Genomic DNA, 26,158 nt, shown 5'->3' with positions numbered 1-26,158 from the left:
TGTGCGAATTCCTCAAACATGATTGTTTCCAACTCAAACTGCGTGTCATCCAAGGTCTCTAAGCTGCTCTCGCTGCGGCTGCTACTAGAATCATAAGTACTCAAAGACTGTTGCTCGATGATTGTAGCTGCTGTAGTTTTCATTATCTTCTCCTTAGTAGATGCGTTGATTTGTACTGTTGAAAGTGTCTTAAACGAGTTATCCTGGCTGTTGGATTGCTACGTAAGCAATTGATCGCCAGCTCTCACTCCTAGTTGTTTACTAGCTCCAGTGGCTTCAAAACATTCTGAATCTCCCGATCGGATATATAAGCTTCCTTGGGTGGGCTGAAGCGCAACAATGCGGCTTGATAACAAGCTTTTGCTACACGGACACGCTCCTCAAGAGTAAGTCCTGCAATCATTGCAAGCGTTTCCTTGACATGCCCTACCTCGGTGCTGCTGATAGCACTGTGCACGCGCAGGCAGCGGGTGGCTTTGATATGTGGTGGTAGCAACGCTTCCACACTCTGGATGTACCCCTCTCCTATGCATATGCCCAGGCGTTCCGCCGTATAGGAATAGCCTACGCAATTGATAGGATCTGGGTCGTGCGCGCTTTCGGTGAAATAATCCACCAAAGCTTTGGCAGCGGGAGGAACCAGCGCTTCCACAACAGCTTCGGCTTTATATCCCATCGACTGAATATCTAGCAGGGCGAGTCGGTCGTGCCCGGTTTCCTCTCTGCCTTTCTGTGTAGCCCACTCTGCCAAACTCTTGCGACCTGCTGAAGCGAAGCGCTGGGAGGCTTCCTCCATAAGTTGCGGAGTGGAGTGGCACAGATGGTAAAAACCTGCAAGCCGCCATACCCAACGTGTAGGCGTTAGGACTGGTGGTCTGCGATCCGACTTCACTGCGTACCTAGCAGATACTATTGCCCGATCTAAAACCTTTTGGATTTTAGCCATGCTGTCTGCATCAATCATCTTTTGGACGAAGGAATCGTCGCTTTCTAGAGGATTGGGTTGATGCATCCAAGTACGATTGGCAGTCTCTGCTGAGACTTCGCCAGGCTCAATACACGCCGATTCAGAATCAATTAAAGAGTCATTTTGCATGGTAGTTTTGCACTCCCATCTCTTCCAGCATCTTAACCACCGCCTCTACTATCAAAATTGACAATATAGAGGTGAATGGCTTGCTATCAGATGAATTTTCGAGTGAACTGAACTGTCTAGCCGTGTTAACTTTCATATCCTTCTACTTAGCCTCTATAGGAGGCAAACTAGATGTACAAATTTAACAACGCTAGATTTTCTACGATGAGAGAATATTATCACAATAAAGACATCATTTGATCAAGCTGCTTGATATTTATATCTCTTAGGATGCTTGACAGTATTGCCGAAATTGATTTAAAAAAAGCCAATATCTCATGAATTGCGGTGCATTTCTTAAGCACTCTACTTTATCAAGAGCGGAAGAGAAGCGGGCATTTATGACGCGATCGCTATTGTCAAAATAGGGAATAGCATCAACAAAGATCCAATTAGATGATTAGCTTTTGCTCAACTAACTGCGATCGCCAGATTAAATCAAGCGATTAAGTTTCTTTTTGCTTGAAAGTCAATTTTTTTGAAACTTATTGAAACTTTCAGCAAGAACATCAGGAAGTTAAAGGAGACTTTAGAGGTAAATGTAAATTTTGTTTAAGCAATTGATCGTTCACTATTACCTCACTGTCAGTCATATCACTCATCACTCAACAGTCTTGACGGTATGCAGATAACATGTTATTAGCAACCTATTCAACATGAACCTGCAAACAAGTTCAACTACCAAAGGTAAAGATGAACTAAACAGCAAGTTGTCCATGAGCCATTTTTCAGCAATACTTCACACTTTTACAGCAAACAAGGGAATTCGACATTCATTATAAATTTAAGTTAAATCTCAAAATCAAGATTTTCCCTGGTCAAAATGCTTCTGGATTGGCAATATAGGTGAACTCGATACCAATTAGAAACAATTACAAACAAAGATGAATGAGGCTGCATCGCGTAGATATCTCAATATTGCAACCCCTTCTAGAAAATCATCATTCAAGCAAGTTACCCTAGACTTAACACCAGATGAAGCCGATCAACTTGAAAAATATTGCAGCCAAACAGGGAAAGCAGCAACAGATGTGATTCGGGAACTCATTCAAAACTTCCCCCTGACTTAACCTTTTACACTAACCCTCAAGCATAAGAATTTATCAGGGTTGTAGGTAATGTCTTTACTCCAAAATGCGGTAGAGAAAAAATTGCCTATTTGGTGTAAAAGAAAAACCAAGCCCTAATGCTATTCACTTTTATTTATGGGCAATCCTCGAATAAGTTCTCGAATCACATCCGTTGCTGCTCTCCCTGTCTGATTGCAATATTTTTCAAGCTTGTTGGCTTCATTTAATGCCAGGTTTACAGTGATTCGCTTGACTGCCCATTTTTTATTCATGGTGAAAATCTGGTTGTATGGAACAAATTTATTGAACGCAAAATATTTATATTCTTTGGGATCTTATGCATGAAGTCACTCCCAAGATTTGAGCAGCGAAGCTAACCGAAGGCATAAAATATCCTTTGGTCAGTTTCTAAATTTGTTTGTTCCCAGATCATATTTATCCTCATAGAATGCTTTAAATATTCCTCGTATTGTTTTGAACAACGCAACGACTCAATTGACGAGACGCTGGAATATTTCCAAAAAATAGGTTTTTCCAGAACGAATCACACCCACTTAAAAAACTCGGCTTCACCTAATTGTGAAATTTTCAGGCAAGCCTAGTCAAGACTTGGAGTAGTTTTTTATTCGCTTTTAAGCGATCAACTACGCCTAGTGTTTTCTTTCCTACTCCTGTGAAAGCTAGGCTAAAACCTAAAATGCAACAGGAGACGCCAAATCAATTTGGCACAAAGTACAGATAATGGATGAATGCCATCACCTTTACGAAAGAATTAGGATTTCAAAGTTTGCCTTGGTTAAGCATTATCTGTTGTCTCAACAGTTCACATCTATCTAGAGGATGATAAATGGGAAGGTGCGATCGCTCTTTTGTCTTCTCTGCATCTTGGTAGTTAACAAATACGATTGCATTAACCAAATAATCAGTATTTCAACTGGTCGCCACGATCGTTTTACTGGGGACTGGGGCACAAAAATTATGAATTATGAATTATGAATGATGAATTATGAAATTTTCAACATTCATCATTCATAATTTTCACCTATTCCCAATCCCCAATCCTTTTTATAGATAGCTTTGTCAACTTACAATTGTTAACCCAAAGCCCAGTAATGATAGATAGGATGGAGTTAGAACCTATTCGGTGTTTTGAGGGGAATGACCGATCAACGTGATGCTGACTTACCGTCAGCTGATTCTCAGCAGTTCAGTGAACCGAATGGCAGTAGCCACAAGTCGGGGAACCCACCCGCGGCGCTGCCCCCTGACAACATGACAAATGAATCGGTTGATAATTCCTGGACAAATCGTATTGCTGATACCTGGAACAAGACAACAGCAAGCTTGATGCAACTTCTACCCGTAGATCAAGTAGCAAAAACGGTTGTGAAGTGGTTTAGTGTCAGCGAGGCTGAAGTTGCAGAGATATTAGAGCAAGTTCGGGCAAAATTGCCAACCACAGAAGCCCTAATGATTGGTAAACCCCAAGCCGGAAAAAGTTCGATTGTGCGGGGGCTGACGGGAGTTTCTGCGGAGATTGTAGGTCAGGGGTATCGTCCCCACACCCAACACACAGAGCGCTATACTTATCCTTCCAGCGATCTGCCGTTGCTCATTTTTACGGATACGGTCGGACTAGGAGACGTTAACCAGGATACTCAAGCAATCATTCAAGAACTGGTTGGAGACTTGCAACAGGAAACTCGCGGTGCTAGAGTCCTGATTTTGACCGTAAAAATTAATGATTTTGCGACTGATGCACTGCGACAAATTGCTCAGCAGCTGCGTCAGCAGTATCCAGAAATTCCCTGTTTGCTGGCGGTGACTTGCTTGCATGAAGTTTATCCTCCTGGTACAATCGATCACCCTGCCTATCCACCAGATTATGAAGAGGTCAAGCGTGCATTCGCTGCTCTTGAGAAAAGTTTTGCAGGACTGTGCGATCGCTCTGTGCTCATCGACTTTACCCTAGAAGAAGACGGCTACACACCAGTATTCTATGGTTTGGAAGCGCTAAGGGATACTCTGGCAGATTTACTTCCCGAAGCGGAAGCTCGGACAATCCATCAGTTATTGGATGATGAAACTGGTGAGAAAATCGGTAATCTTTACCGAGATGTCGGACGCCGTTATATTTTGGCGTTTGCCGTCATAGCAGCTGCACTCGCAGCAGTGCCACTGCCATTCGCTACAATGCCTGTACTGACAGCTTTACAAGTATCAATGGTCGGTCTGCTAGGAAAATTATACGGACAGACACTGACCTCATCGCAAGCAGCAGGTGTGGTAAGTGCGATCGCTAGTGGCTTTTTGGCACGAGCAGTTGGACGGGAGTTAATCAAATTTATACCAGGCTTTGGCAGTGTCATTGCTGCTTCTTGGGCAGCTGCCTATACTTGGTCACTGGGTGAAGGTGCCTGCGTTTACTTCGGTGATTTAATGGGAGGAAAGAAACCCGATCCCAAGCAAATTCAATCTGTGATGCAAGATGCGTTTAAGGCGGCAAAAGAACGGTTTAAGGGAATTAAGCAGTGAGAATGCTTGTGCCATTGGTATACCTATTTTCGCCATGATGTACTAAAGTGCGATCGCCCATTAATTTCTATACTGCACTGCGAAGATTAGAGATTTTACTTAGTTTGAAAAATATTTTGTACCATTTTTTTATCTACACTCGCAGCCGCTCGATCTAATTCTGCAATCTCGGTAGAATCCAATTGCCAACCTAAAGCACCTATATTCTCCCTCGCCTGTTCTACAGTTTTTGCTCCAGGGATGGGAATAGTTCCTTTACTATGCACCAGTTGATTGCTACCTGTGACATGGTTTTGTTTCTGGATTGGGCTACCTCTCGCAAACAAGCCAAAAGCGGGCTGATCCCTGTTAATAGCTGCCTAAATAATAGACCTCGAATACCTTTTGGAAAAGGGCCTTTTTCGGAGTATTTTCCTGTCAACAGTCCTAACGCCAAAGGACTGTAAGCAATCAGTTTGATTCCCAGTTCGTCACAAATATCTTTGAGACCTAATTCGGTGACAGGATAGGTAGACAAAAGAGAATATTGAACTTGTAGGGTAGCAATGGGAACACCGCGATCGCTAAACTTTTTATACACCCATTTCAGCCGCTTGGGGCAGTAGTAGAAGAGTATATTTTTTAACTTTAATCCTGGTGACAACAATGTTCAAACACGAGTGCGAGTAAATCGTCTCGTAGAAAGAGGAAATCTTAAGAGCGATCTTAACAATCCCCGCACAAAACGAAGTGGCCTGCGGGGAGAATGTCAAGACCAAATTCAGCAACACCAACAAAGTGATATCTGCCTTCCTTGAGGTGAATTGCTGTACTTGCGATCAATGAACCCTTGATGTTTAATTGGGCATTGGATTCAAAAATAATTCTATTCAAATTTCAAACAATCACACCGATCAACTTATCAATAACCTACCTAATCAAAGGTAATCTAATTAATTCATAAGCACCACTTTTTCCCAAACTTTGATAATCAGATGACTGCAAGCCCATTTCTGGAAACTTTTTCGGCTGAGCCAGGACTAATATCGAAGCAGGCTGTGTTTTATTAACTGCCTGAGTTCTGATATATTCTCCCCCTGCTGCCGTCATTTTTATGAAAGTCACGGGACGTTGAGTGTAAAAAACAACTGTGGGTTTTTTGAAACCAACCATGACCAATTCTTCACCTGGTTTTTGAGTTTGGACGGCGATCGCCGATAATTCTCGTAAAGGTAATTGACGCTCTTGGTCTACTAAAAATAAAGCCGGAGTGAGAACAAAAATCAAAAATGCTGCAAATGCTACCACATTCACAGCGATTAAAAAACGCCAACGACGACGCAGTAATAACACTGCCAAGATGACTGCACAAACTAACCAGATAATTCCCCCCAAAGCTGTTAAACCTGACTGTTGCAGTAGTTGGCGGAATTGAGGAGCAGCAGGATCTATACCTATTAACTGAGGTACGTAAAAAAGTGCTACTGCGATCGCTGATATAAACACCACATTTATCCAGCCAGTCCAGAGGAGGGAGGAGGGGGAGAGGGGGAGATGGGGAGAATAATTGTTTATTTTTTCCTCTGCGCCTTTGCTTCTGTGGTGAAAAATATCACTCCACAATAGTCCCACGAGAATAGCTGCTGCTGGCATTAAGGGTAAAACGTAGCTGGGAAGTTTGGTGACAGCAATGGTGAAAAAGCCAAAGATACTAACAAACCAGAAAAATGCAAATAAACCAAGTTGCTGCGAACGTTCTTGAGAACGCCAGTACTTGCGCTGCCAAAATTTTAACCGCGCCATTGACAGCGGCAAATAAACTGAGTATGGAGCAAAACCGAGCAATACTACTAGAAAATAAAAATACCAAGGAGCTGTGTGACCGTTGACTACTTCTGTAAAGCGTTCTATGTTGTGGTAGCCAAAAAAGGCGTTAATAAAATTCCAGCCATTGCGCCAAATCACTAGCACATACCAAGGCAGTGATAAGCCCAAGATAATCAGCATACCCAAAAGAAGGCGCATTTCCCGCACAACCTCTCGCAATTTACCCAGGTAAAGCAGAAATACACCAATAATTAACCCTGGTAAGACTATTCCCACCGGGCCTTTGGTCAAAATTCCACCAGCAACTAGTACGTAACAGGCCAAATACCAATTATTAGGGATTGGGGATTGGGGATTGGGAATTGGGGAAGGTGGGGCCCCCTCTGGGGATAAGGGGTAATGGGGATTGGGGATTGAAGTACTGATTTTTACTATGCCCGATGCCCGATGCCCGATGCCCCTTGCCCCTTGTCCCCTGTCCCCTATCCCCTGTCCCTTATCCCCTATTGCATATCCCAGAAAAAAGCACAACAAAGCTAATGCTATACAACCAGTCAACAGCATATCTGAGACACCCGTTCTTCCCCAAACAATCATTTCGGGACTGAGTGCCATAATAGCGGCTACCAAACAAGCTGTGAACCAACGTCTGGGAGGATAAGAAGCTTGCTTGAGGGCATCTTCTCTTGACAAGTGCCACTGCACAGTATAAAAAGCTAAGCTAATTACCCCCATCGCCGCGATCGCACTGGGAAGACGTACCGCCCACTCATTCACGCCTAAAATAGAATAGGCGATCGCCTGACACCAGTAAATCAAAGCAGGTTTATCGAAACGAGTTTCGCCATTAAAAAACGGTGTGATCCAATCACCCGTAATGTACATTTGGCGAGAAGCTTCAGCAAACAGTGGCTCTGTTTCATCGATCAAGCCAATACTGCCTAAATGCCAAAAGAATGCGATCCCACCAATCAAAATTAACCACAAAATCGACAGCATCACAGCAAGGGCTGGACGCTTGCCAATATTATTTAACAACTGATCAAAAGCGCGAATCGTCATTTAGTCAACAGTCAATAGTCAATAGTCAATGGTCAATGGTCAATGACCACTAGTCAATAGTCGTTATTTACTAATGTTTTGTTCTTAGTTATTTGTCTTTTGTCCTTTGTCCTTTGTCAAAAGCTAATGACCAATGACCAATGACTAATGACCAATGACTATTGACTAAGAATCAACTCCCATTCTTTCTTTTGCGGATTCCACACAGGAGCAGGTGTTTCCCCGACAACATATGGCCCCCAGTAGCGACGGGAGCCATCTTGTGCAAAAGCAACTAAAATATCTCCCTTCTCCAGTTTCACATTACTGTTAGGCAGAGATAAAATTAGCCCCTTCTCACTACCTTCTCCAGGAGCAAAATCCCAATGTGCTGAAACAGGTTGGTTCTGTCCAGAAGTACTTTTCACTACTGCACGCCGTACAAGTAGAGCAAGACGCACGGGCTGTTCGGTTTGATTGCTCATTCGTAAGCTTCCTTGACCTACCCCTTTGACTGCTGAGCCATCATGATATGTAAATAGAGATTTTGTAGGAGTAGGAGTGCTTACAGTAGAAGCGATCGCACTTTCTGATTGGGTATTTGAATCTGACTGACTAGAAGATGTATTTGGCTGTGTAGACTCAGACTCAAAAGATACTTTTACCTCATAGCATCCTACAGGCAGCAACAGCAATCCCAAGCAAGCAGTTGCTGCAACAGCGTGACGGTACACTGACGGTTTCATATTGATAGTGATTTAGAAATAAGTATTTTTTCTAGGCTCGTTCAAATAGTAGCCTAATACCAAAACTGGCAATCAAGTTAAATTGACTACCACAGGCTCTCTTGGAGCTAGAATTCAAAAAGATAAGGAAACTCGTGGCTCCCACATAGAAGGGTTTAGTCCGACACCCCGCACTTTACAGGGGATTAGGCACATTGGGATTAGGAGCTGGAAGGAATGAGTATAAACACTGTAGGAAGTTCCGGAAAAAATTCCTTGATGCTTCGCTTTTTTGTTTGCACTCGCTCATGATGATATAATGTAAAAATTTTGATATTCACCCCAAAACCTCAGAAAACCCTGATACAATCCACACAACCTTATGCTAAACCTAAATATCCTCAAAATGGGATATTTAATGAGATTTTGATTTAGCAATGTCTCACTCATGCAAAACACTCGTCTTAATACCCTGTTCACTTCCATTGTTAGGCGCTTAGAACAATGGATTTTCAATCCTTGGCGGCGGATATCAATACTGATAATTAGTTTATTGTTTGGTTTTTTTTTGGGAAATGCAGTTTCTACTACAGCTGGACAAACGGCTGAATGGGATGTTGTAGTAGCTGGAACTTTAGTGTTAGCAACAGAAATTGCCAACAGGATATTTTACAATCGCAGCGTTATGGCGCGACAAGTACTCTGGATGCAATCAATCAACTATCTAAAAATTGGTTTTACTTATAGTCTGTTTTTGGAAGCATTTAAGTTGGGATCTTGAGGAGATGGGGGAGTGGGCATTGGGCATTGGGCATTGGGCATTGGAAATAACCAGCAACCAACAACCAACCACCAACTACTAACTACTAACCACTAACCACTAACTTTTGACTCTTGACTCTTGACTAATGACTAATGACTAATTATGAAACTTTTGGGATCGCACCAGAAAAAGTGGATGAATTTATACAAACGCGAGCTTCCTGCGGAAGAGCTACGCTAACGCATTTATTTAAATCTGCCTATCCTGATTTCAGTGAATTCTGCCAAACTCATCTCCAGATGCAACCAGATACCATGTCAGAGGTATTATGGAATTTGTGGCTACCTTTGGGTATAAAAATAGCTTGGCAACGGCAAAAACTCGGTCGTCCCTTGATTCAAGGTATTTTAGGAGGACAAGGTACTGGCAAAACAACTATGTGTCAGGTTCTCTCCTTGATTCTCCGACACTTGGGATACCATGCCCTGAGTTTGTCTTTGGATGATTTGTACAAAACTTATCGCGATCGCCAAATTCTTCAACAGCAAGATCCACGATTGATTTGGCGCGGCCCGCCGGGAACTCACGATGTTGAGCTAGGTTTAACTGTACTCGATCGGATTCGCAACTGTGAACTGCCAGTAGCAGTTCCCCGCTTTGATAAATCAGCGCACGGTGGTGCTGGCGATCGCACTACTCCAGAAATCGTGGCGAATGCAGATATTGTCTTATTTGAAGGTTGGTTTGTAGGTGTGCAACCAATCGATCCTGCCGTTTTCGATCGCCCACCACCACCAATTTTTACAGCTGAGGATAAAGCATTTGCCCGTGACATGAATCATAAACTTTACGATTATTTACCACTGTGGCAAAGATTAGATAGCTTAATCGTGCTGTATCCCAAAGATTACCGCCTTTGTGTTGAGTGGCGCAAGCAGGCAGAACGGCAAATGATTGCTGCTGGCAAATCGGGAATGAGTGATTCAGAAATTGAGCAATTTGTCAATTATTTTTGGCTTTCTCTCCACCCAGAATTATTCATCAAGCCGTTGGTTGAATCGCCAAAATTAGTTGATTTGGTGATTGAGGTAAATTCCGACCACAGTTTTGGTGCTGTTTATAGACCAATACGGTTCAGTTAAGGTTTTGATCTACTCTTGAAATGATTAATTTGTCTTGGTGTCTTGGTGTCTTGGTGGTGAAAAAGATCATCTATAAACCACTAAGACACTAAGACACAAAGAGTACTAACACCAACTGTATTGGTTTATAAACCAAATCATATCAGGTTCAGGTGAACACTTATCATATTTGTCAGGGTCGGTAATCGGTAATGGGAAAAACCAATTACCAAGCTATAGTTCTAAATCCCATCAAGTGTTAGCAGCCAAAGCTTGATTAATATGGATTAACAAATCTTCCATTGATATTGATCTGGGTAAAATTTCGCTAGTAATTGCACCTGCGGCATTTTCTAATAGATTTTCTTCAGAAATATGAGGATTTAAACGCTGGTCGAGTATTAAAACAGGTGGTAATTTTACAGGTAACTGCCCTATTGTTTGTAGTGCTGAATATACTTCTTTTGTAATGTTGGATTCTCCCAAGCAAATGAGCAACAAATCAACACTTTCGTGATGAAGTTGTTGTAGCATTTCTGCCCAAGATCGACCCATTGTGGCTTTCAGTCCAGCAGTTTGCAGATACTGAATCAAAGCTTGGAACCACTCAGAACCGCGGGAGATAGTCAGAGGTTTTAAGTCTTGGGTAGAAAAAGAGGCATTTTCCTTGAGACTCAAATTTGCCAATGCAAAGTTTTCTTGTGAGCGATCGCCCTGCATGTGCTGACGCTTTGCTTCTGGTAAATCTGGCAATATTGCCAAATCTACAACCAAGATGCTAAGAGGACAGCAAATGCCTGCTGCTATTTGCAGTACTGACAATAGGGCCTCTATTTTCTTGTCGTTACTGTTGTCTGCGTGTGAATTCATTAAGCAAGGAAACACAGACAATCCTGCTATTTGGGAAGCTGTCTGCGTAGTTGCCACATCACAGGTAACGAGTGGTAGAGTTGCTAAACGAGGATGCTTGCTGAGTTTTTGTAAGTAAGTCCCTGATGCTGGCATTTCTGCATCCAGCAAGACTACATCGAACTGCCAAACCCTAGCCAACAATTCTGCCTGTTCTATATCATCCACTTCTATAACCCGGTGCTGTTGTAGCAATGGGTGGAAATCTACCAGGCAGTCCCCCTCAGGATTAACCAATCTGAGAATTCGCAGTGGGGTATGAATAGGAGAAGCTTCGCGTTCCGCTTCCTGCTGCTTTCCCTGCGGTATGGCACACAAACTTTCTAACAGCGGTGCTAAAAACTGATGTTCCACAGGCAAACTCAAGAAACCATCAGCGCGGTTGGCAAATGCTTGCTCTTTTTCGGCTCCTGTTGCTGTCACAATCACGGGAATTTGGCGTGTGGTAGCATCTGATTTGAGCAAGGTTAGTACATCCCAGCCCGAAAGCAGGGGTAGTAAAGGATTGAGGAATATCGCTTGCGGTTGCAAGCGTCGGGCTTTTTCTACTGCTTCGCATCCCGATCGCGCAATCACCACCCGATAACCCAAACCTGTAAGCTGTTCGGTCAAATCTTCAATATACCGGGCTACCCCCTCCACAACCAATACTAAGCTGTTAAGGTGATTTTGAGGAGGAGGGATGGAGGGAGTGGGGGAGGATGTAGAGACGCGCCATGGCGCGTCTGAGTGTGGGAGATAGCCTGGGGTTTTAATCCTAGGAGGGGAGGTAAGCGAAGATTGGCTATTTTCTCTCCCTCTGGCTTTCCCCCCTTCTCCCTCTCCAATTTTCTGGGGAGGACTTGGCGGTAACAATAAAGTAAACTGGCTGCCTTTGCCTTCACGAGATAAAAAGGTAACGTCGCCACCGTGGAGACGAGCGAGTGCCCTTGTTAACACCAATCCCAGTCCTGTACCCTCAAACTGGCGGGTAAGGGGATTTTCCAACTGTTGAAATTTTTGAAAGATTAAATGCTGTTGATGCTCAGGAATACCAATGCCTGTATCCCAAACTGTAAACGCAATCCAACCTTCCCAGCGATTGACTCGCAGCCCAATTTCACCACCTGTTTCGGTGAACTTAAAGGCATTGGAAAGTAGGTGTACTAGCATCTGGCGCAGGCGAAATTCATCTGCAACAATTTCCTCTAAACCTGGTTCAATTGTGAGACTGAATTGGTGTTCGTCTGATGTTGCGTGCGGTTGGTGAGAAATTGTGGTTCTGCGATTTTGAGCGTGGATAGCTTTTGCTTCACCGACAGCGCGATCGCAAACTGCACGAATTTTCACACTTGCTGGCATCAACTCCATTTGTCCCGTTTCCATGCGGGTCAAATCCAAAATATCATTCACCACACTCATGAGATGGCGTCCGCTTTGATGAATTAGTCCAGCATAACGGGCTTGACGCTCATTGAGTTCTCCTAACTGCTTATCTACGAGCAATCGTGATAACCCCAAAACTGCTGTCAGGGGAGTTTTTAATTCGTGGCTAATACACGCTAAAAACTCATCTTTTAACCGATTCAATTGGATTAAATCGGCATTTTTCGCCGCTAATTCTTTGCACAGTTGTTGCTGTTCGGTGACATCTGTAGCTAACATCAGCCACAAATCCGGATGAATTGCTGTGTCTGGCTGCGGACTTTCGATTTGCAAATCGGGACTATCTAGAGGAATTTTGGCAAATTGCCAAACTCGCTCTTGACCATTTTGCACTTCGACAACGCAGGTGCAAGTACCCTGTTGGCTATCTAAAAAGCAGCGGTTTTTACCAGAAGATAATTGTGGAGACTCCGGCAGGTTGTTGACATCAGCCAAAAGTTTGATAGATGTAGACTGCGCTTGGTAGTGATAGTCATTCTTGGTGGGATTGCCAACTGCTTTGGTAGTAGCGTATGCAGGATTTGTGACAATTGCGGGAGTAAGTATTGCTTCTACTTGTTGTCTGATTCCTTCTGGATCTTTTAATATTCCTAATTGCTGCCACCAAGCTGGATTTTGCGTTACTATCTCGCCTGTACCAGTTTGCAACATTAAAGGCCAAGGCAGCCTTTCCAACAACTGGATCAATGGCTGATGTCGCAATAGAGATGGATTTTCCGCTATTCCCTCTTTTGTTGACTTTGGAGCCATAGGTACTTTGCGGCGGCGGGATTTTACCTTGGGGGAAGCCACCCAAGCAGCTGGTTTGGAAGCATCATCGACTTCCCGGAGGATGGGGGAGTGCTTGCTTTCATCAGTTTGAATTTCCCCTCTCTGGTTCGCCCAAAATTGCAACAGGCGCGAACTATCTACAAGCCCGAAAAATTTTCCATCAGAGTCAATTAGTGCCCAATCTCGGTTATTATTATTTTGGTTTTTTTGCGATCGCAAAAACCAACCAAATTCTTCCACACCCCAAGCAGCTGGTACAGTTTGTATTGGTTCAACCAAACTCTGCAAATTCAAAGCTCTAGCTTTAGCGTTACCTGCTTGATTTGCTGCTAAAACTTGTGGTAGCAAACGAGCAGAATAAAGTACCCCAACGGGACTTTGTTGCTCATTCAACACTACCAGGCGATCGCACTGCTCTTGCTCGAAAATTTCCAGCACGATCTTCACAGTAGATGTTTCCAGGCAGCTGGGTACGGTGGTGATAAATTCATAAAGCGGGTACTTGAGCATTGACATAAGATTTTGGGGGTTATTCTTCATGTAGAAGCATCCAGCATCACCAAGCTACCAATCTAGTGATGATTTACACGCTTCCAGCTATATCCTCACCTGTGACAACTGCAACGCCTTGAACACAAGGAGCTTTACTCTTTAAGAGTTCGTTCCAGTGACAGCATTTGGTTGTGCTGCTTGAAAGTTCGAGGCTAACCACCCTACCCGACCGGAAGCCACCTTTTGGATAAGGCAGTTTATAACAGCGATCAGCCACCACCCACACCGAGAGCTTATGTCACCAGTATTTGGTGTTAAAACTCTACTTCGATAGCGACAGCTAAGACAATTATGGCTCCAAAGATTCGCTCTAGAACCTTTAGGAATTATAATGATTTAGAATGCGACAATCGTTTAACTTCGTTTAAGTATCTTATCAAGGAGTAAACTAGAAAAATCTATATTTCGGTAGATATAAAGTTGTCACTCAGAGATTCAAAGACACAGCCCAGAAAGTAAAATCTGTGTCAGCAAATCTTCACTCTAGTTCTAAAAGTCCCATTGACGAGCATTTACAACACATTCTTCCTCTGCATTTTCTCCTCCTCAAAAAACCACTAAGTACTTATTCTCAAGTAAATTTGTAACAGTTGTTAATAAGACTGTACAATTTGTTAAAACCCAGGGCAACCTACAGATAACTTCATAAAGTTACTCCACAACTACGTGAACTGGGAAATGGTTTGCTAGATTACCAAAATCTGCTAAATTCACCACTCTTAGTCAAGATTGTTAAGGAGGTAAATCTACAAAAAGTCTACATTTTATGTTTTCCTTAGAGATTCTTCAGCTAGATACTAGAAAAATCTTGATGGTGTCAACAAAGCAATCGATCGCGCCAAATGTTCTAGTGTGGATAAATGACGCAATTCACTTGACATTTGCCACTAATACCAATAAAAAAACCTTCCTTTACTGAAGGTCAAAATTAACTTTTTACTGAAGTGGTTGCAACAAACAAGAAAACAGAAACAATCCGAATTTACATATAGTTTGGATGCCAGCAGCGAAAATTTCAGCAAATGACAACAGCCGAGCAACAGGCATTTTTACAGGAACTAAAATCAGAGTACCGCAAAATTCTTATAAATTACTTTACCACAGACAAAACACTGCAAGAGAAAATTGATAAATTTATCAATGCAGTATTTTGTGCTAATATTCCTGTGCCGCAAATTATAGAAATTCACATGGAACTAATTGATGAGTTTTCCAAACAGCTAAAATTAGAAGGACGTAGCGACGAAGCATTGCTAGATTACCGCCTGACGTTGATCGATATTTTAGCTCACTTATGTGAATTGTATAGGCGATCGCTTCCTAAATAGAGTGATGTTATAGAAGTAAGCAAATGTTTTCGCGCCGGAAATACAAGAAATTAGAAGACCCAAACACCAAAAACTAAACTCTTCGTCTTTTTTATAAGTTAGGTTTATTTATTTTATAAGTTATGTTTATTTTAGCCCTGACTTACTAGCACTGTCAAACCTATTTAAATTGTTTCGATGTTAACGCTGCCCGACATTGCCACAAAGCTCAACTACATGTTGTTGTTTCATCTTCACCGGAAGCTTGTCGCTCTATGAATCAAGTACGAAAGACTTATGTTCTCAAGCTGTACGTGGCAGGGAACACCCCTAACTCTGTCAGAGCATTAAAAACACTTAAGAACATCTTAGAACAAGAATTTAAAGGAATTTATGCATTGAAAGTCATAGACGTACTAAAAAATCCGCAACTAGCAGAGGAAGATAAAATATTAGCCACACCGACATTATCTAAAATACTGCCTCCACCCGTTCGTAAAATTATTGGTGACTTATCAGATAGAGAAAGAGTACTGATTGGTTTAGATCTGCTATATGAAGAACTGATTGAGGAGGAGCAACTTCAAGAGTAGACCATAACACACAGAAAAAGTTAGGATTTAAACTTTAATTAATATAATAACTGGGTTAAATTCCCATTTGTGAAGTATAAAACAGCAATGAGAGAAAAAGACCAACCAGAGAAAAACAACGCACCCTTACTTGGGGGTGTAGAAAAAATTCGTACGATGATAGAAGGGTTTGACGATATTAGTCATGGTGGATTACCTGTAGGTAGAACTACCCTGGTCAGCGGTACCTCTGGAACTGGCAAAACTTTATTTTCTCTCCAGTTTCTTTACAATGGTATTAGCTATTTTGAAGAACCAGGTGTATTTGTCACCTTTGAAGAATCCCCCAATGATATCATCAAAAATGCCTGTATTTTTGGTTGGGATTTGCAACGCTTAATTAGCGAAGGAAAGTTATTTATCCTGGATGCATCTCCAGATCCAGAAGGACAAGATATTGTTGGTAACTTCGACCTTTCGGCACTAATTGAGCGCTTGCAATATGCGATTCGCAAATATAAAGCCAGAAGAGTTAGTATTGACTCAATCACAGCAGTATTTCAACAATATGAAGCGATAGGAGTAGTGCGGCGAGAAATTTTTCGCCTGGTAGCGCGACTCAAACAACTCAACGTCACCACCATCATCACTACAGAACGTACAGAAGAATATGGGCCAGTTGCCTGTTTTGGGGTAGAAGAATTTGTCTCCGATAATGTAGTAATAGTCCGCAACGTCTTAGAAGGAGAACGCCGCCGCCGCACCATTGAAATTCTCAAATTGCGCGGTACGACACATATGAAAGGCGAATATCCTTTCACAATTACTAATGAAGGGGTAAACATTTTCCCACTAGGGGCAATGCGGTTAACTCAAAGGTCTTCCAATGTACGAGTGTCTTCTGGAGTGAAAACCTTAGATGATATGTGTGGCGGTGGCTTCTTTAAAGATTCGATTATTTTGGCAACAGGAGCTACAGGTACAGGTAAAACATTATTAGTAAGCAAATTTCTGCAAAATGGCTGTAACAACAGCGAAAGAGCAATACTATTTGCCTATGAAGAATCACGTGCCCAATTGTCACGGAACGCTTACTCTTGGGGAATTAATTTTGAGGAATTAGAACGTCAAGGATTGCTGAAAATAATTTGTACCTATCCTGAATCTACTGGTTTAGAAGACCATCTGCAAATCATCAAATCAGAAATTGCTGAATTTAAACCATCTCGGATCGCCATAGATTCGCTCTCAGCCTTAGCGCGGGGTGTGAGTAATAATGCATTTCGGCAATTTGTGATTGGTGTCACTGGTTACGCTAAACAAGAAGAAATTACAGGTTTTTTCACGAATACAACTGACCAATTTATGGGGTCACATTCAATTACTGACTCTCATATTTCCACAATTACTGACACAATTTTGATGTTGCAGTATGTAGAAATTCGTGGAGAAATGTCACGGGCAATTAATGTATTTAAAATGCGCGGCTCTTGGCATGATAAGGGTATTCGCGAATACAACATTACAGCTGACGGGCCAGAAATTAAAGATTCTTTCCGTAATTACGAAAGAATTGTCAGCGGAGCGCCAACTCGCGTTAGTATCGATGAAAAGGCGGAATTATCGCGAATTGTCCAGAGTTTTCAAGACAAAGACAGTTCCGATTCTTCTAGTTAGCATCGTGTTATATTCTGTGGTGAAAAAACGGTTTGAAGCCGCTTAATTTTTGTGTGAGGGGATGCGGTGAAAGGACAGATCATATTACATAGTTTCTTGCCCAGTGTCACAGCAGCAGTATTAACTACTCAACCCGCTTGGGCGCAGCAGGTAGTCTCTCCCAGTTTTTCTGGTGCTACCCATAGTGGAAGTTTTGTAGGTGAAAACACAAAAATCCAATATGCTGCTGACGGCAAGAGTTTTGCAAGTGCGATCGCCCCAGCGGATGGGACGAACGGCAACAAGCAGCAGTTGAAGAGTAAAAACACTGGGGCGATAATCACCCAAGCAGTGGGTGTACCAATAGGAAAAATTTCTGGGAAAGATGAGGGAGCAAATTTCAGCTTGACACCAACCGCCCATCAAACCCAGCAATTAGAGGCGGTTGGCTTCAACTCGTTCGGCGTCTACAGTGCAGATTTACAGCCAGAAACAAAGCAAATTGCCACTTCAGGTGGTGCTGTATTTACAGCTGCCAATCAAGTAACTGTACCAGAAAAAAGTCGGGTAGAGCCTGCACCAGCCGATCTCATTACCCGGATCGACTCAACAAGTTCCCCTTCTGTTGTTCCTGCGAGCAAATCAGAAGACAGGATGAGTAGTGCGATCGCCCGCCAGCGATTAAAAACTCTATTAAAAAATAGAGTTATTCCTACTGCTACCTCCACAGCAAAAGTAATCTCCATTCCGGAACAGCCTTTGCCCGATTCTGCTTTTGAAATGCCAGTTGCAGTCAAGTCAAATCTTGACACAAAATTCTCACCATCTTTACAAAATATCGCCAAAGGTTCAGGAGCAGCAAAGCTGCTAGAAGTGCAAAATTGCTCGCAGTACATGACAGTAAACTTTGACTCACCTGCGTGCCTACAACAAAATCCCACGGATCTGTTGGTGCAAGCACCTTCCCCTACACCGACAGCGCCAACAACTCCCACAACTCCAACCATGCCTGTTACTCCTACACCAACAGCACCAGCAACTCCCACAACTCCAACCGCGCCTGGTGCTCCTAATCAAGTAGCGCCTGGTGTTCCCAGTCCCAGAGTGCCGGTTGTTTCTCCAACTCCAAAATCACCAGTCACACCTGCGCCTAATTACCTCAACCCCAACCCCAATCCCTTGCGATTTCCTACTAGACCAGACGAAGTCAGGCAGAAGGGAATACAACCGATTACTCTAGAACAGGCTGTAGAGCTAGCACAGCGTAATAATACGGATCTGCGGGTAGCTTTATTAGAACTAGAACGCGCTCGGGCTGCTGTGCGGGAAGCTCAAGCTGCTTTGTTTCCTACTCTTGATTTAAACGCTCAGATTAATCGTCAGCAATCTGCTTCTAGTCAGCTACAAGCTGAACGGTTAGAGCGAGCACAACGGGGTCTGCCAGAAGAACTTCGCGAGTCACCCTCAGATGAAGCCACTACGGCCTTCACAGGTACAGCACAACTGGTTTATAACCTTTATACTTCTGGGAGACGCTCAGCCAACATTGGCGCTGCTGAACAACAGGAACGTTTCCAAGAATTAGATGTTCTGCGTCGGTCTGAGGAAATTCGCCTCAATGTTGCTCAGAACTATTACGATCTGCAACAAGCAGATGAAAATGTACGCATTGCTGAGTCTGCTGTCAGAAATGCCGAAGTAACTTTGCGAGATGCACAAGCCTTAGAAAGGGCTGGTGTGGGTACGCAGTTTGATGTGCTGCGAGCGCAGGTAACTTTAGCAAACGCTCAACAAGATTTGAGTCAAGCTGTGTCCCAGCAAGTAACTGCCCGCAGTCGGTTAGCGACTACGTTGAATATACCAGGGTCTCTCAGTGTCAGTGCAGCAGACCCTGTAAGATTGGCGGGTCTTTGGAATCCGACCCTGGAAGAAACGATCGTGCTAGCCTATCAAAACCGTCCGGAACTACAACAGCGATTGGCAGAACGTAACATTAGCCAGCAGAGACGGCGTCTGGCGTTATCAGAGAAAGGGCCACAAGTAAGTTTAGTTGCCAGCTACAACCTGTTAGATCAGTTCGACGATCAATTTGGTGTTACAGACGGATATTCTTTGGGAGTGCAAGCTAGCCTGAATTTATTCGATGGAGGATCGGCAAGAGCGAGGGCAGATCAACAAACAGCTAATATCAAGATTGCTGAAACTCAATTTAGCGACACGCGCAATCAAATCCGCTTTCAGGTAGAACAAGCCTATGCTCAATTGAGAACTAGCTTGGATCAGGTGCAAACTGCCAATATTGCCTTAGAACAAGCCAGAGAAGCTTTACGTCTAGCGCGTTTGCGATTCCAGGCAGGTGTCGGCACTCAAACAGATGTCATCGCTGCCGAAAACGATCTGACAAGAGCAGAAGGCAATAGCGTCCAAGCAATTTTGGATTACAACCGCGCTTTAGCTACCCTACAACGGTCTGTCACCGCCAGAGGATTAGGCCGAGCTGGTAGTTAGCCCGTATTATTTGGGTAATTGATTGAGCAGAGGAGGGTTTCAATAACTAGTGCAGTGCGGCAAAAATAACTACGCACTAAAAAACTAAAAAGCTGACTATATAAGTTTTGCAACCCCTGCGGTTGGAAGTGTTGAGTATTGACACAGAAGTGGTAAGAAAAATGCTTGCCACTCAGTTTGTCTTGGTGCTTACTCTTGATGTTGTTCGATTTTCAACGGCGATCGCCGCAACAACACTTAAGCTCAAAATCTCGGCTATGGCGTTCACAATCACCCACTTTTCCCATACAAACAAGTTGCGCTCTCAAATGTAATGGTTCGAGATAATTTGCCTTGGCGCATTTGTGACAACACAAAACCGATTGTTAACGCTTAATTACACTGACTTTTATACTAACCCTCTCGGGGATGGCACCGCATCCCCAGTCATGCGATCGCATGACTAGGATAAATTTTTGATGCTCTTTTGCCCACATGAGAAATACAGCAACTGGGGAAGATTCGGCGGCGAAGTGGAGTGCGGGCGTGCGGGCTGCTACAATCGAGACTACCACCCACAAGTCTTCCTGCCCGTACCAGGCACCGCCGAATAAGGGCGCAGTGTTCCCCAGTTGCGTCAATGTTCCCAGTCCCGGTTTTTTGTTAACGATCGCTTGACTTTCAAGACAGTCGCTACAATTTAAGGTTTACTTTATAAATCATCTCTAAATAGAATCTGCTGAAGAAGTGCCAAAGCGATATCCTTTACCATAGACACTATGAATTAGAGGCGTTTCCCCAGTTAACTCAATTTTGCGTCGCAGCAAACGCATCAAAGCAGCAATGACATTACTACTAGGTTGTTCGTCATCTTGCCATAAATGTTGCATAATCTGAGCGTGAGTCAGCAGCTTGCCAGTATTTTCCATTAAATATTGCAGCAGTTGGCTCTCTTTTTCAGATAGTTCAATTATCCGTCCTTGTCGATATGCTACTTGGTTTTCTGGGTCGAGTTCTAGATCTGCTACCGTCAAGCGACCTGTGGGTGTACCAGGCGTCTCTCGACCAAAACGTCGCAACAAAGCCCGGACTCTTGCCAATAACTCCCGCAATTCAAAGGGTTTGACTAAATAGTCATCCGCACCAGCATCTAAACCTTCAACTCGGTCATCAAGAGTATCTTTGGCGGTGAGAAACAGTACTGGGGTGGTAACGCCTTGACGGCGCAATTCCTGACAAATCTCCAGTCCCGTTTTTCCAGGAAGCATCCAATCTAAAATCAATAAGTCATAATTGCCTGTTTGTGCCAACTGGCTACCACTTGTACCATCATAAGCAGCATCAACACTGTATCCCTCCCGAGTTAACACCCGACTCAAGGGGTCAGTCAGTTCAGTTTCATCGTCAACTACCAAAATTCGCATGCTCAGCCATCAGTTTTTAGCTATCAGCTTTCCTGTATTATTATCATGCTGACCGCTGACGCTATTTATGCTTACTGTTGCACTGCCAAAAGGTGAACTTCTCAAACATAGCATCAAACTTCTACAAACTGTAGGGTTTGATTTTAGTGCTTTTTTAGACTCAGGTAATCGGCAACTGCAAATTACTGATACCAATGGAAAAGCGAAAGGACTATTAGTAAGAGCGCAAGATGTGCCGGTTTACGTAGAGTATGGTCAGGCACAACTGGGTATTGTTGGTTACGATGTGCTGCGGGAAAAAAAGCCGCAAGTAGCACATTTGGTTGATTTAAGGTTTGGCTATTGTCGGATGTCGGTAGCGGTAAAGCAATCAAGTTCTTACCGATCGCCCTTAGATTTACCCGCACATGGTAGAGTTGCTTCTAAATATGTAAACTGTGCACGTGAATATTTCCACAGTCTGGATTTACCCGTGGAAATTGTACCGCTGTATGGTTCTGTGGAATTAGGGCCAATTACAGGCATGTCTGAGGCAATTGTAGATTTGGTTTCTACAGGGCGGACACTGCGCGAAAATGGTTTGATGGAAATTGCGACGCTGTATGAAAGTACGGCGCGGTTGATTGCCCATCCTTTGAGTTATCGCCTGAATACAGATAATCTTAGTGATGTGATTGATAAATTGCGCCAAGCGACATTGGCGGAGGTATAACACTGTATCCCTTTGTGCCTTGGTGTCTTAGTGGTTAATATGAGTTTGTTGTGAACCACCAAGACACAAAGATACTAAGTACAGCTTTGTCTAAAATCGCAGCGTTTTTAAACGCAGAGGCTCGCAGAGTCAGCGCAGAGGTTCGCAGAGTATTTCAGAATTGTATTCGCTATGAATTTATAAAATGTTGTACTAAGCAAAATCTTATTTGTACCACTCGTACTTTAACAAAGCTACAAAGCCTGCCAATGATATATAGTTGCTTGTTCAGATGCGTTTCAGATAGTTTACCCATCTACCGTTTCTAAGTTGGCAGACAGTACAAGAGCGATCGCAAAACATGAACAAGCGTAAGGTGCTTTATGGTTGTTATGGCGCGATCGCTCCAACTCAGCTTTTATCATACTGCTTACCCTTCAGATTAATGGCTTGTCCGTACATTTCTAAGAACTCTCGCATCATAACTGTTGGTAAAACTGAACTTGTACCGACACCTGCTCAAAACAGCCTTAACAAGCACCTCAGAGGGCTAAAGTTACCGTTTAGCGGTTGCAAGTAACCTTTGTAATTTCGCTGCAACGAGGTTGTTAGGCTGTGTCCATTAACCTTTCACATGCGTGTAAGAGCCGCTACCTTAGTCAGCTTATCTGTGTTCAATCCCTCTAATTCATCGAGATGTAGCCAACCCTCTTTGACTAACCTAGCAAAGACAAAGATGAGAACTGAATATCTGTAGTCGTACTTGCCATCTATCTCGTGTCTCCTTGCACTTAAGAAATCGTGTAACCGCCACATATCATCAAGCTCTGCAATCGTACTTGCTTTTGAGCGAACTTCCTCGATCAAAGCATTGATTTCTCGCTCATAAGCTTTCTCGAAGGCTTCTTGAGCTACCTTTTTCTCTGTCTTAGACCATTCAATGTCACTCACTTGCATCATTAACCCTACAATCTACGCGGTCACTTATTTTATGGGCTTACGCCATTTGCTCAGAATAAGGGAGCGCCCTTGATCGCAGAGCGCTCACACAATCATTCACGGTGTACTTACACTGAGCATTTCTCTAACGAAACTAGATTTGCAACTGGCTAAAAGATAGAATTCAGAGCATTTGGGCGATATAACATCGCCTCTCGAATATTAAAGTATCATGAAAGTTATAAAAAAATTAATAAAAATTTACATGCTTTTCAAAAAGGTCTCTTCGTCTAATGGCAGTCAGGATCAAATATATAGCTGTGTAATTGTGCGATCGCTCCGTGTTAATTCCTGTGATTGATTGAATGAATAAATACCTAAATCTTTGTGCCTTAGTGTCTTGGTGGTTAATATCAGCGTATTTCTTACCAACCAAGACACCAAGTAAAATGAAAATTGCTGCATCAAAAACTCTTGTTAATTATTCCCCGTAGTGTCCACCAGTCACCTTACCCCGGAAGACAATGTACTGATAAATGTTATAAAACAACATCACGGGAATCAGCGCACCAATGAAAATAATCATGAAGACAAGCGCACTGGGATCGGCGGCGGCTTCATAAATAGTGATTTCAGTAGGAATGATGTAGGGGAAAACAACCATTGCCAACCCAACAAATGTGAGCAAGAAAAGCAGAATTGTCCAGATAAAAGGCGCTCTTTCTCGTTTGCGAAACAGACTTCTAATTAGTAGCGAAATCAACAAAACTCCCAGTAAGGGAATCAGCGCAAATATGTAAACTTGCGGACGATGAAACAAACGTTCTCTGGCGTATTCGTAAAAGATCGGAGTGCCAATCGTAATCAAAATGGCTCCGATTAACGTTGTTACAGCCGCAATTTTGGCTGTTTTATAGTGGGTTTCCTGCAATTCGCCTGTAGTTTTCCAAATCAAGTAAGTTGAACCAATCAGGACGTAACCTTGAATCAGCGTCAAAGCCACCAATACAGTCTGCCAACTTAACCAATCCCAAGTCGTACCGATAAAGTGACCTGCTTCATCTACCTGAATTCCCTTTAGTACACCACCAAGAGCGAATCCTTGACCCAGTGCTGCCAAAAAACTCCCTGCACCAAAAGCGAAGTTCCAAAATAATTTGCGTTGGGCTTGTTCACGAAACTCAAATGCTACGGCACGAAAGATCAGCCCAAACACCATCAAGATGATTGGGATGTATAAGGCATTGAGGATTGTGCCATAGGCGAGGGGAAATGCTCCAAACAAACCGCCTCCCATGAGAACTAACCAGGTTTCGTTAGCATCCCAAACGTTACTCAAGCTGGTCATCAAAATGCTACGGCGTTCTTCGGTGGAAGCTGTCAGGGACAAGATTCCCACCCCTAAGTCAAACCCATCCAGCATGACATAGAGAAAAAGGAAAAGGGCTAAAATGCCGAACCAAACCTGTGGCAGAAAATAACTTAGCGTCTCCATATAACCTCCTATTGCTGTGCTTCTACGGGACGCTCATCTGGAACAAATTCACCAGGAGTCGTATCTACAGCGGGTTTGGTTTCCACACCCGGTATGGGCAGGTCTAGCCTGGGGCCCCTGCGGATAATGCGGCTACCAAAGTATAAAACAGCAATAAATAAAAGGCTGTAGACTACGGCAAAGCCAATTAAAGATGTTAAGACATTGGTTGCAGGCAGATGAGAAGCAGAATCAGCAGTGCGAACCAGCCCATACACTGTCCAAGGCTGTCTGCCTACACAGCGGACAATCCAGCCTGACTCTACCGCAATGTATCCCAAGGGCGCTGCAAAAATCCAGGCAAGCATTAACAGGCGCTGTTGGGCGATGTTTTCTGGGGAGAGTTTACCACGCAGCCACTGCAAGGTGCCGATCAGCATCAATCCTGCTAAAAAGAAGCCAATGGCAATCATGATGCGGAAGGAGTAGTAAATTAAACCTACTAGGTGCGGTCTATCCGGTGGTTGCCATTCCTTTAACCCGCGCACGGGTTCGGAAAGTTTTTGTTTAAATTCCAAAATGTAGCCAAGGGCACCAGGAATTGTGATTTCCCAGTCATTTTTGCCTGCTTTTTCATTGGGTAAAGCCACCAAACTCCAATCTGCTGCCTGTCCCGCAGGGGTTGTTTCCCATTGCGCTTCCATTGCTGCGAGTTTTGAGGGCTGATAGTGATATACTTGTTCACCACTTAAATGCCCTACGTATATCTGCAATGGTGCAACAGCGATCGCCGCTGCTAAGGCAATCTTAAAAGCTTTAGCAAAGAAAGCTGGTTGACGATTGTTAAAAATATACCAAGCACTAATCCCACCAATTACAAACAGTGAAGTTTCCAGCGTTGCAAGAAACATATGCGACACACTCACCGCCATGAACGGATTGAACATGGCCTGAAAGTAATCGTGAACGACAAACTTACCGTTTACCATTTCTCCACCCGCAGGAGTTTGCAACCACGAATTGGCTGTCAAAATCCAGAAAGTTGATAAATTAGCACCAACGGCAACCAAAATAGTTGAGATAAAGTGAATGATGGGATTAACACGCTCCCAACCAAACAACATAATGCCTAAAAAAGCAGCTTCTAGCATGAAAGCCCAGGAAGCCTCAAAACCGATGACGCTACCAAAAAAATTACCAACAGCTTCAGATAAAGGTGCCCAGTTTGTGCCAAACTGAAACTCCATCGGGATACCAGTTGCTACACCAACGCCAAAATTAAGCAGATAGAGTTTTGACCAAAAACGGGCATGGTAATAGTAATCTGGATTGCGGGTCTTTAGCCATATTCCTTCAACAATGGCTAGATAAATTGCCATACCTGTACTCAGCACAGGCCAAAGCATATGGAATATAGCTGTTAGCGCAAACTGCATGCGCGACAGCACCACGGTGTCAGACAAAAAATCCATAAATATTTCTCTTCACTGGTTGAACAACTTATGTGTCAGGATTGTCACTCACTACATAAGCAGTGAATACTTGTACTAGTGATAATTCTTTACAAAATTTTAATGTATGACTTGATGTCGTTAAAGTCGGGAAAGCGATCGCAGATATTAGATTTATTTGTATTCCGGCGTTGCTGAATCAAGATATGAATTTACAATTCACGGGTATGTAGAGACGTAGCATTGCTACGTCTCTACAATGATTTGGCATCGAACTACAAAAATGTATGCACACATAATTCAT

The 26,158-nt window shown here is 43.2% G+C and carries 20 protein-coding genes and 1 pseudogene; 10 read left to right on the top strand and 11 right to left on the bottom strand.

Translation table 11 applies throughout. The features are described from left to right. Positions 1–250: 250 nt before the first annotated feature. The gene (locus HXY43_RS22380) at positions 251–1,096 is read right to left on the bottom strand and encodes a hypothetical protein (RefSeq protein WP_290887984.1); all 846 of its coding nucleotides are present in this window, start codon (positions 1,094–1,096) and stop codon (positions 251–253) included. 923 nt (positions 1,097–2,019) lie between these two features. Here HXY43_RS22380 and HXY43_RS22375 point away from each other — a divergent pair. Continuing rightward, positions 2,020–2,205, top strand: coding sequence for a CopG family transcriptional regulator (locus tag HXY43_RS22375; RefSeq protein ID WP_290887982.1), 186 nt, complete (start codon positions 2,020–2,022; stop codon positions 2,203–2,205). 119 nt (positions 2,206–2,324) lie between these two features. On the opposite strand, the gene HXY43_RS22370 is transcribed toward HXY43_RS22375, so the two are convergent. After that, the gene (locus tag HXY43_RS22370) at positions 2,325–2,477 is read right to left on the bottom strand and encodes a CopG family transcriptional regulator (protein ID WP_290887980.1); all 153 of its coding nucleotides are present in this window, start codon (positions 2,475–2,477) and stop codon (positions 2,325–2,327) included. Positions 2,478–3,363: 886 nt separating this feature from the next. Here HXY43_RS22370 and HXY43_RS22365 point away from each other — a divergent pair. Beyond that, positions 3,364–4,740 (top strand): GTPase, encoded by a 1,377-nt coding sequence (locus HXY43_RS22365; protein WP_290887978.1) that lies wholly within the window; start codon positions 3,364–3,366, stop codon positions 4,738–4,740. Between the two features lie 95 nt (positions 4,741–4,835). Here the strand turns inward: HXY43_RS22365 and HXY43_RS22360 are convergent. The 3 genes and pseudogenes from HXY43_RS22360 to HXY43_RS22350 form a co-directional block, all read right to left on the bottom strand. Beyond that, positions 4,836–5,335, bottom strand: a pseudogene (locus HXY43_RS22360) (aldo/keto reductase); the annotation flags it as partial. A gap of 314 nt (positions 5,336–5,649) precedes the next feature. Then, positions 5,650–7,608: a glycosyltransferase family 39 protein gene (locus tag HXY43_RS22355; protein WP_290887976.1), complete on the bottom strand. Its 1,959-nt coding sequence runs from the start codon at positions 7,606–7,608 to the stop codon at positions 5,650–5,652. Between the two features lie 158 nt (positions 7,609–7,766). Further along, on the bottom strand, positions 7,767–8,333 hold the full coding sequence (locus tag HXY43_RS22350) for a hypothetical protein (protein ID WP_290887973.1): 567 nt from the start codon (positions 8,331–8,333) through the stop codon (positions 7,767–7,769). A 427-nt stretch (positions 8,334–8,760) separates the two neighbouring features. On the opposite strand from HXY43_RS22350, the gene HXY43_RS22345 reads away from it, so the two are divergent. After that, positions 8,761–9,093 carry a DUF565 domain-containing protein gene (locus HXY43_RS22345; RefSeq protein ID WP_290887970.1) on the top strand — a complete coding sequence of 111 codons (333 nt, stop codon included), beginning with the start codon at positions 8,761–8,763 and terminating at the stop codon, positions 9,091–9,093. A 134-nt stretch (positions 9,094–9,227) separates the two neighbouring features. Then, complete coding sequence (locus HXY43_RS22340) at positions 9,228–10,217, top strand: glycerate kinase (protein ID WP_290887967.1); 990 nt, start codon at positions 9,228–9,230, stop codon at positions 10,215–10,217. A gap of 231 nt (positions 10,218–10,448) precedes the next feature. Here the strand turns inward: HXY43_RS22340 and HXY43_RS22335 are convergent, their stop codons facing one another. Continuing rightward, on the bottom strand, positions 10,449–13,811 hold the full coding sequence (locus HXY43_RS22335) for an ATP-binding protein (protein ID WP_290887987.1): 3,363 nt from the start codon (positions 13,809–13,811) through the stop codon (positions 10,449–10,451). A 1,064-nt stretch (positions 13,812–14,875) separates the two neighbouring features. On the opposite strand from HXY43_RS22335, the gene HXY43_RS22330 reads away from it, so the two are divergent. The 5 genes from HXY43_RS22330 (at position 14,876) to HXY43_RS22310 (ending at position 20,210) form a co-directional block, all read left to right on the top strand. Next, positions 14,876–15,181 (top strand): circadian clock protein KaiA, encoded by a 306-nt coding sequence (locus tag HXY43_RS22330; protein ID WP_026733759.1) that lies wholly within the window; start codon positions 14,876–14,878, stop codon positions 15,179–15,181. Between the two features lie 254 nt (positions 15,182–15,435). After that, the gene (kaiB, locus tag HXY43_RS22325) at positions 15,436–15,753 is read left to right on the top strand and encodes a circadian clock protein KaiB (RefSeq protein WP_026733760.1); all 318 of its coding nucleotides are present in this window, start codon (positions 15,436–15,438) and stop codon (positions 15,751–15,753) included. An 87-nt stretch (positions 15,754–15,840) separates the two neighbouring features. Next, positions 15,841–17,409 carry a circadian clock protein KaiC gene (kaiC, locus tag HXY43_RS22320; protein WP_290887960.1) on the top strand — a complete coding sequence of 523 codons (1,569 nt, stop codon included), beginning with the start codon at positions 15,841–15,843 and terminating at the stop codon, positions 17,407–17,409. Between the two features lie 66 nt (positions 17,410–17,475). Continuing rightward, positions 17,476–19,896 (top strand): TolC family protein, encoded by a 2,421-nt coding sequence (locus HXY43_RS22315; RefSeq protein ID WP_290887957.1) that lies wholly within the window; start codon positions 17,476–17,478, stop codon positions 19,894–19,896. Positions 19,897–20,003: 107 nt separating this feature from the next. Next, complete coding sequence (locus HXY43_RS22310; RefSeq protein ID WP_290887954.1) at positions 20,004–20,210, top strand: hypothetical protein; 207 nt, start codon at positions 20,004–20,006, stop codon at positions 20,208–20,210. A 51-nt stretch (positions 20,211–20,261) separates the two neighbouring features. Here HXY43_RS22310 and HXY43_RS22305 read toward each other — a convergent pair whose 3' ends face one another. Beyond that, positions 20,262–20,516, bottom strand: a complete 255-nt coding sequence (locus tag HXY43_RS22305) for a hypothetical protein (protein WP_290887951.1) — start codon at positions 20,514–20,516, stop codon at positions 20,262–20,264. A gap of 84 nt (positions 20,517–20,600) precedes the next feature. Then, positions 20,601–21,299, bottom strand: coding sequence for a two-component system response regulator RppA (gene rppA, locus HXY43_RS22300; protein WP_290887948.1), 699 nt, complete (start codon positions 21,297–21,299; stop codon positions 20,601–20,603). A 67-nt stretch (positions 21,300–21,366) separates the two neighbouring features. Here rppA and hisG point away from each other — a divergent pair, with 67 nt between their 5' ends. Continuing rightward, a complete protein-coding gene (hisG, locus tag HXY43_RS22295; RefSeq protein WP_290887945.1) occupies positions 21,367–22,011 on the top strand; it encodes an ATP phosphoribosyltransferase in 645 nt (214 codons plus the stop codon). A 609-nt stretch (positions 22,012–22,620) separates the two neighbouring features. Here the strand turns inward: hisG and HXY43_RS22290 are convergent. From HXY43_RS22290 to HXY43_RS22280, 3 genes are all read right to left on the bottom strand, one after another. Further along, complete coding sequence (locus tag HXY43_RS22290; protein WP_026733765.1) at positions 22,621–22,947, bottom strand: hypothetical protein; 327 nt, start codon at positions 22,945–22,947, stop codon at positions 22,621–22,623. Positions 22,948–23,410: 463 nt separating this feature from the next. Continuing rightward, positions 23,411–24,424 carry a cytochrome d ubiquinol oxidase subunit II gene (cydB, locus tag HXY43_RS22285; protein WP_290887942.1) on the bottom strand — a complete coding sequence of 338 codons (1,014 nt, stop codon included), beginning with the start codon at positions 24,422–24,424 and terminating at the stop codon, positions 23,411–23,413. A gap of 8 nt (positions 24,425–24,432) precedes the next feature. Continuing rightward, positions 24,433–25,875, bottom strand: a complete 1,443-nt coding sequence (locus HXY43_RS22280) for a cytochrome ubiquinol oxidase subunit I (protein ID WP_290887939.1) — start codon at positions 25,873–25,875, stop codon at positions 24,433–24,435. Positions 25,876–26,158 lie beyond the last annotated feature (283 nt).

The organism is Fischerella sp., from assembly GCF_013388695.1.
In the GTDB taxonomy this organism is placed as follows: Bacteria; Cyanobacteriota; Cyanobacteriia; order Cyanobacteriales; family Nostocaceae; genus PCC9605.
The sequence above is the reverse complement of the archived record's forward strand: the minus strand, read 5'-3'. Positions and strand labels throughout refer to the sequence as shown.

Coding starts and splice junctions, on each gene's coding strand:
- HXY43_RS22355 (WP_290887976.1), bottom strand. CDS start 7,608: ATGACGATTCGCGCTTTTGATCAGTTGTTAAATAATATTGGCAAGCGT.
- hisG (WP_290887945.1), top strand. CDS start 21,367: ATGCTTACTGTTGCACTGCCAAAAGGTGAACTTCTCAAACATAGCATC.
- HXY43_RS22335 (WP_290887987.1), bottom strand. CDS start 13,811: ATGCTCAAGTACCCGCTTTATGAATTTATCACCACCGTACCCAGCTGC.
- HXY43_RS22340 (WP_290887967.1), top strand. CDS start 9,228: ATGACTAATTATGAAACTTTTGGGATCGCACCAGAAAAAGTGGATGAA.
- HXY43_RS22370 (WP_290887980.1), bottom strand. CDS start 2,477: ATGAATAAAAAATGGGCAGTCAAGCGAATCACTGTAAACCTGGCATTA.
- kaiC (WP_290887960.1), top strand. CDS start 15,841: ATGAGAGAAAAAGACCAACCAGAGAAAAACAACGCACCCTTACTTGGG.
- HXY43_RS22380 (WP_290887984.1), bottom strand. CDS start 1,096: ATGCAAAATGACTCTTTAATTGATTCTGAATCGGCGTGTATTGAGCCT.
- HXY43_RS22290 (WP_026733765.1), bottom strand. CDS start 22,947: ATGCAAGTGAGTGACATTGAATGGTCTAAGACAGAGAAAAAGGTAGCT.
- HXY43_RS22365 (WP_290887978.1), top strand. CDS start 3,364: ATGACCGATCAACGTGATGCTGACTTACCGTCAGCTGATTCTCAGCAG.
- rppA (WP_290887948.1), bottom strand. CDS start 21,299: ATGCGAATTTTGGTAGTTGACGATGAAACTGAACTGACTGACCCCTTG.
- HXY43_RS22350 (WP_290887973.1), bottom strand. CDS start 8,333: ATGAAACCGTCAGTGTACCGTCACGCTGTTGCAGCAACTGCTTGCTTG.
- HXY43_RS22280 (WP_290887939.1), bottom strand. CDS start 25,875: ATGGATTTTTTGTCTGACACCGTGGTGCTGTCGCGCATGCAGTTTGCG.
- cydB (WP_290887942.1), bottom strand. CDS start 24,424: ATGGAGACGCTAAGTTATTTTCTGCCACAGGTTTGGTTCGGCATTTTA.
- HXY43_RS22330 (WP_026733759.1), top strand. CDS start 14,876: ATGACAACAGCCGAGCAACAGGCATTTTTACAGGAACTAAAATCAGAG.
- HXY43_RS22345 (WP_290887970.1), top strand. CDS start 8,761: ATGCAAAACACTCGTCTTAATACCCTGTTCACTTCCATTGTTAGGCGC.
- HXY43_RS22375 (WP_290887982.1), top strand. CDS start 2,020: ATGAATGAGGCTGCATCGCGTAGATATCTCAATATTGCAACCCCTTCT.
- kaiB (WP_026733760.1), top strand. CDS start 15,436: ATGAATCAAGTACGAAAGACTTATGTTCTCAAGCTGTACGTGGCAGGG.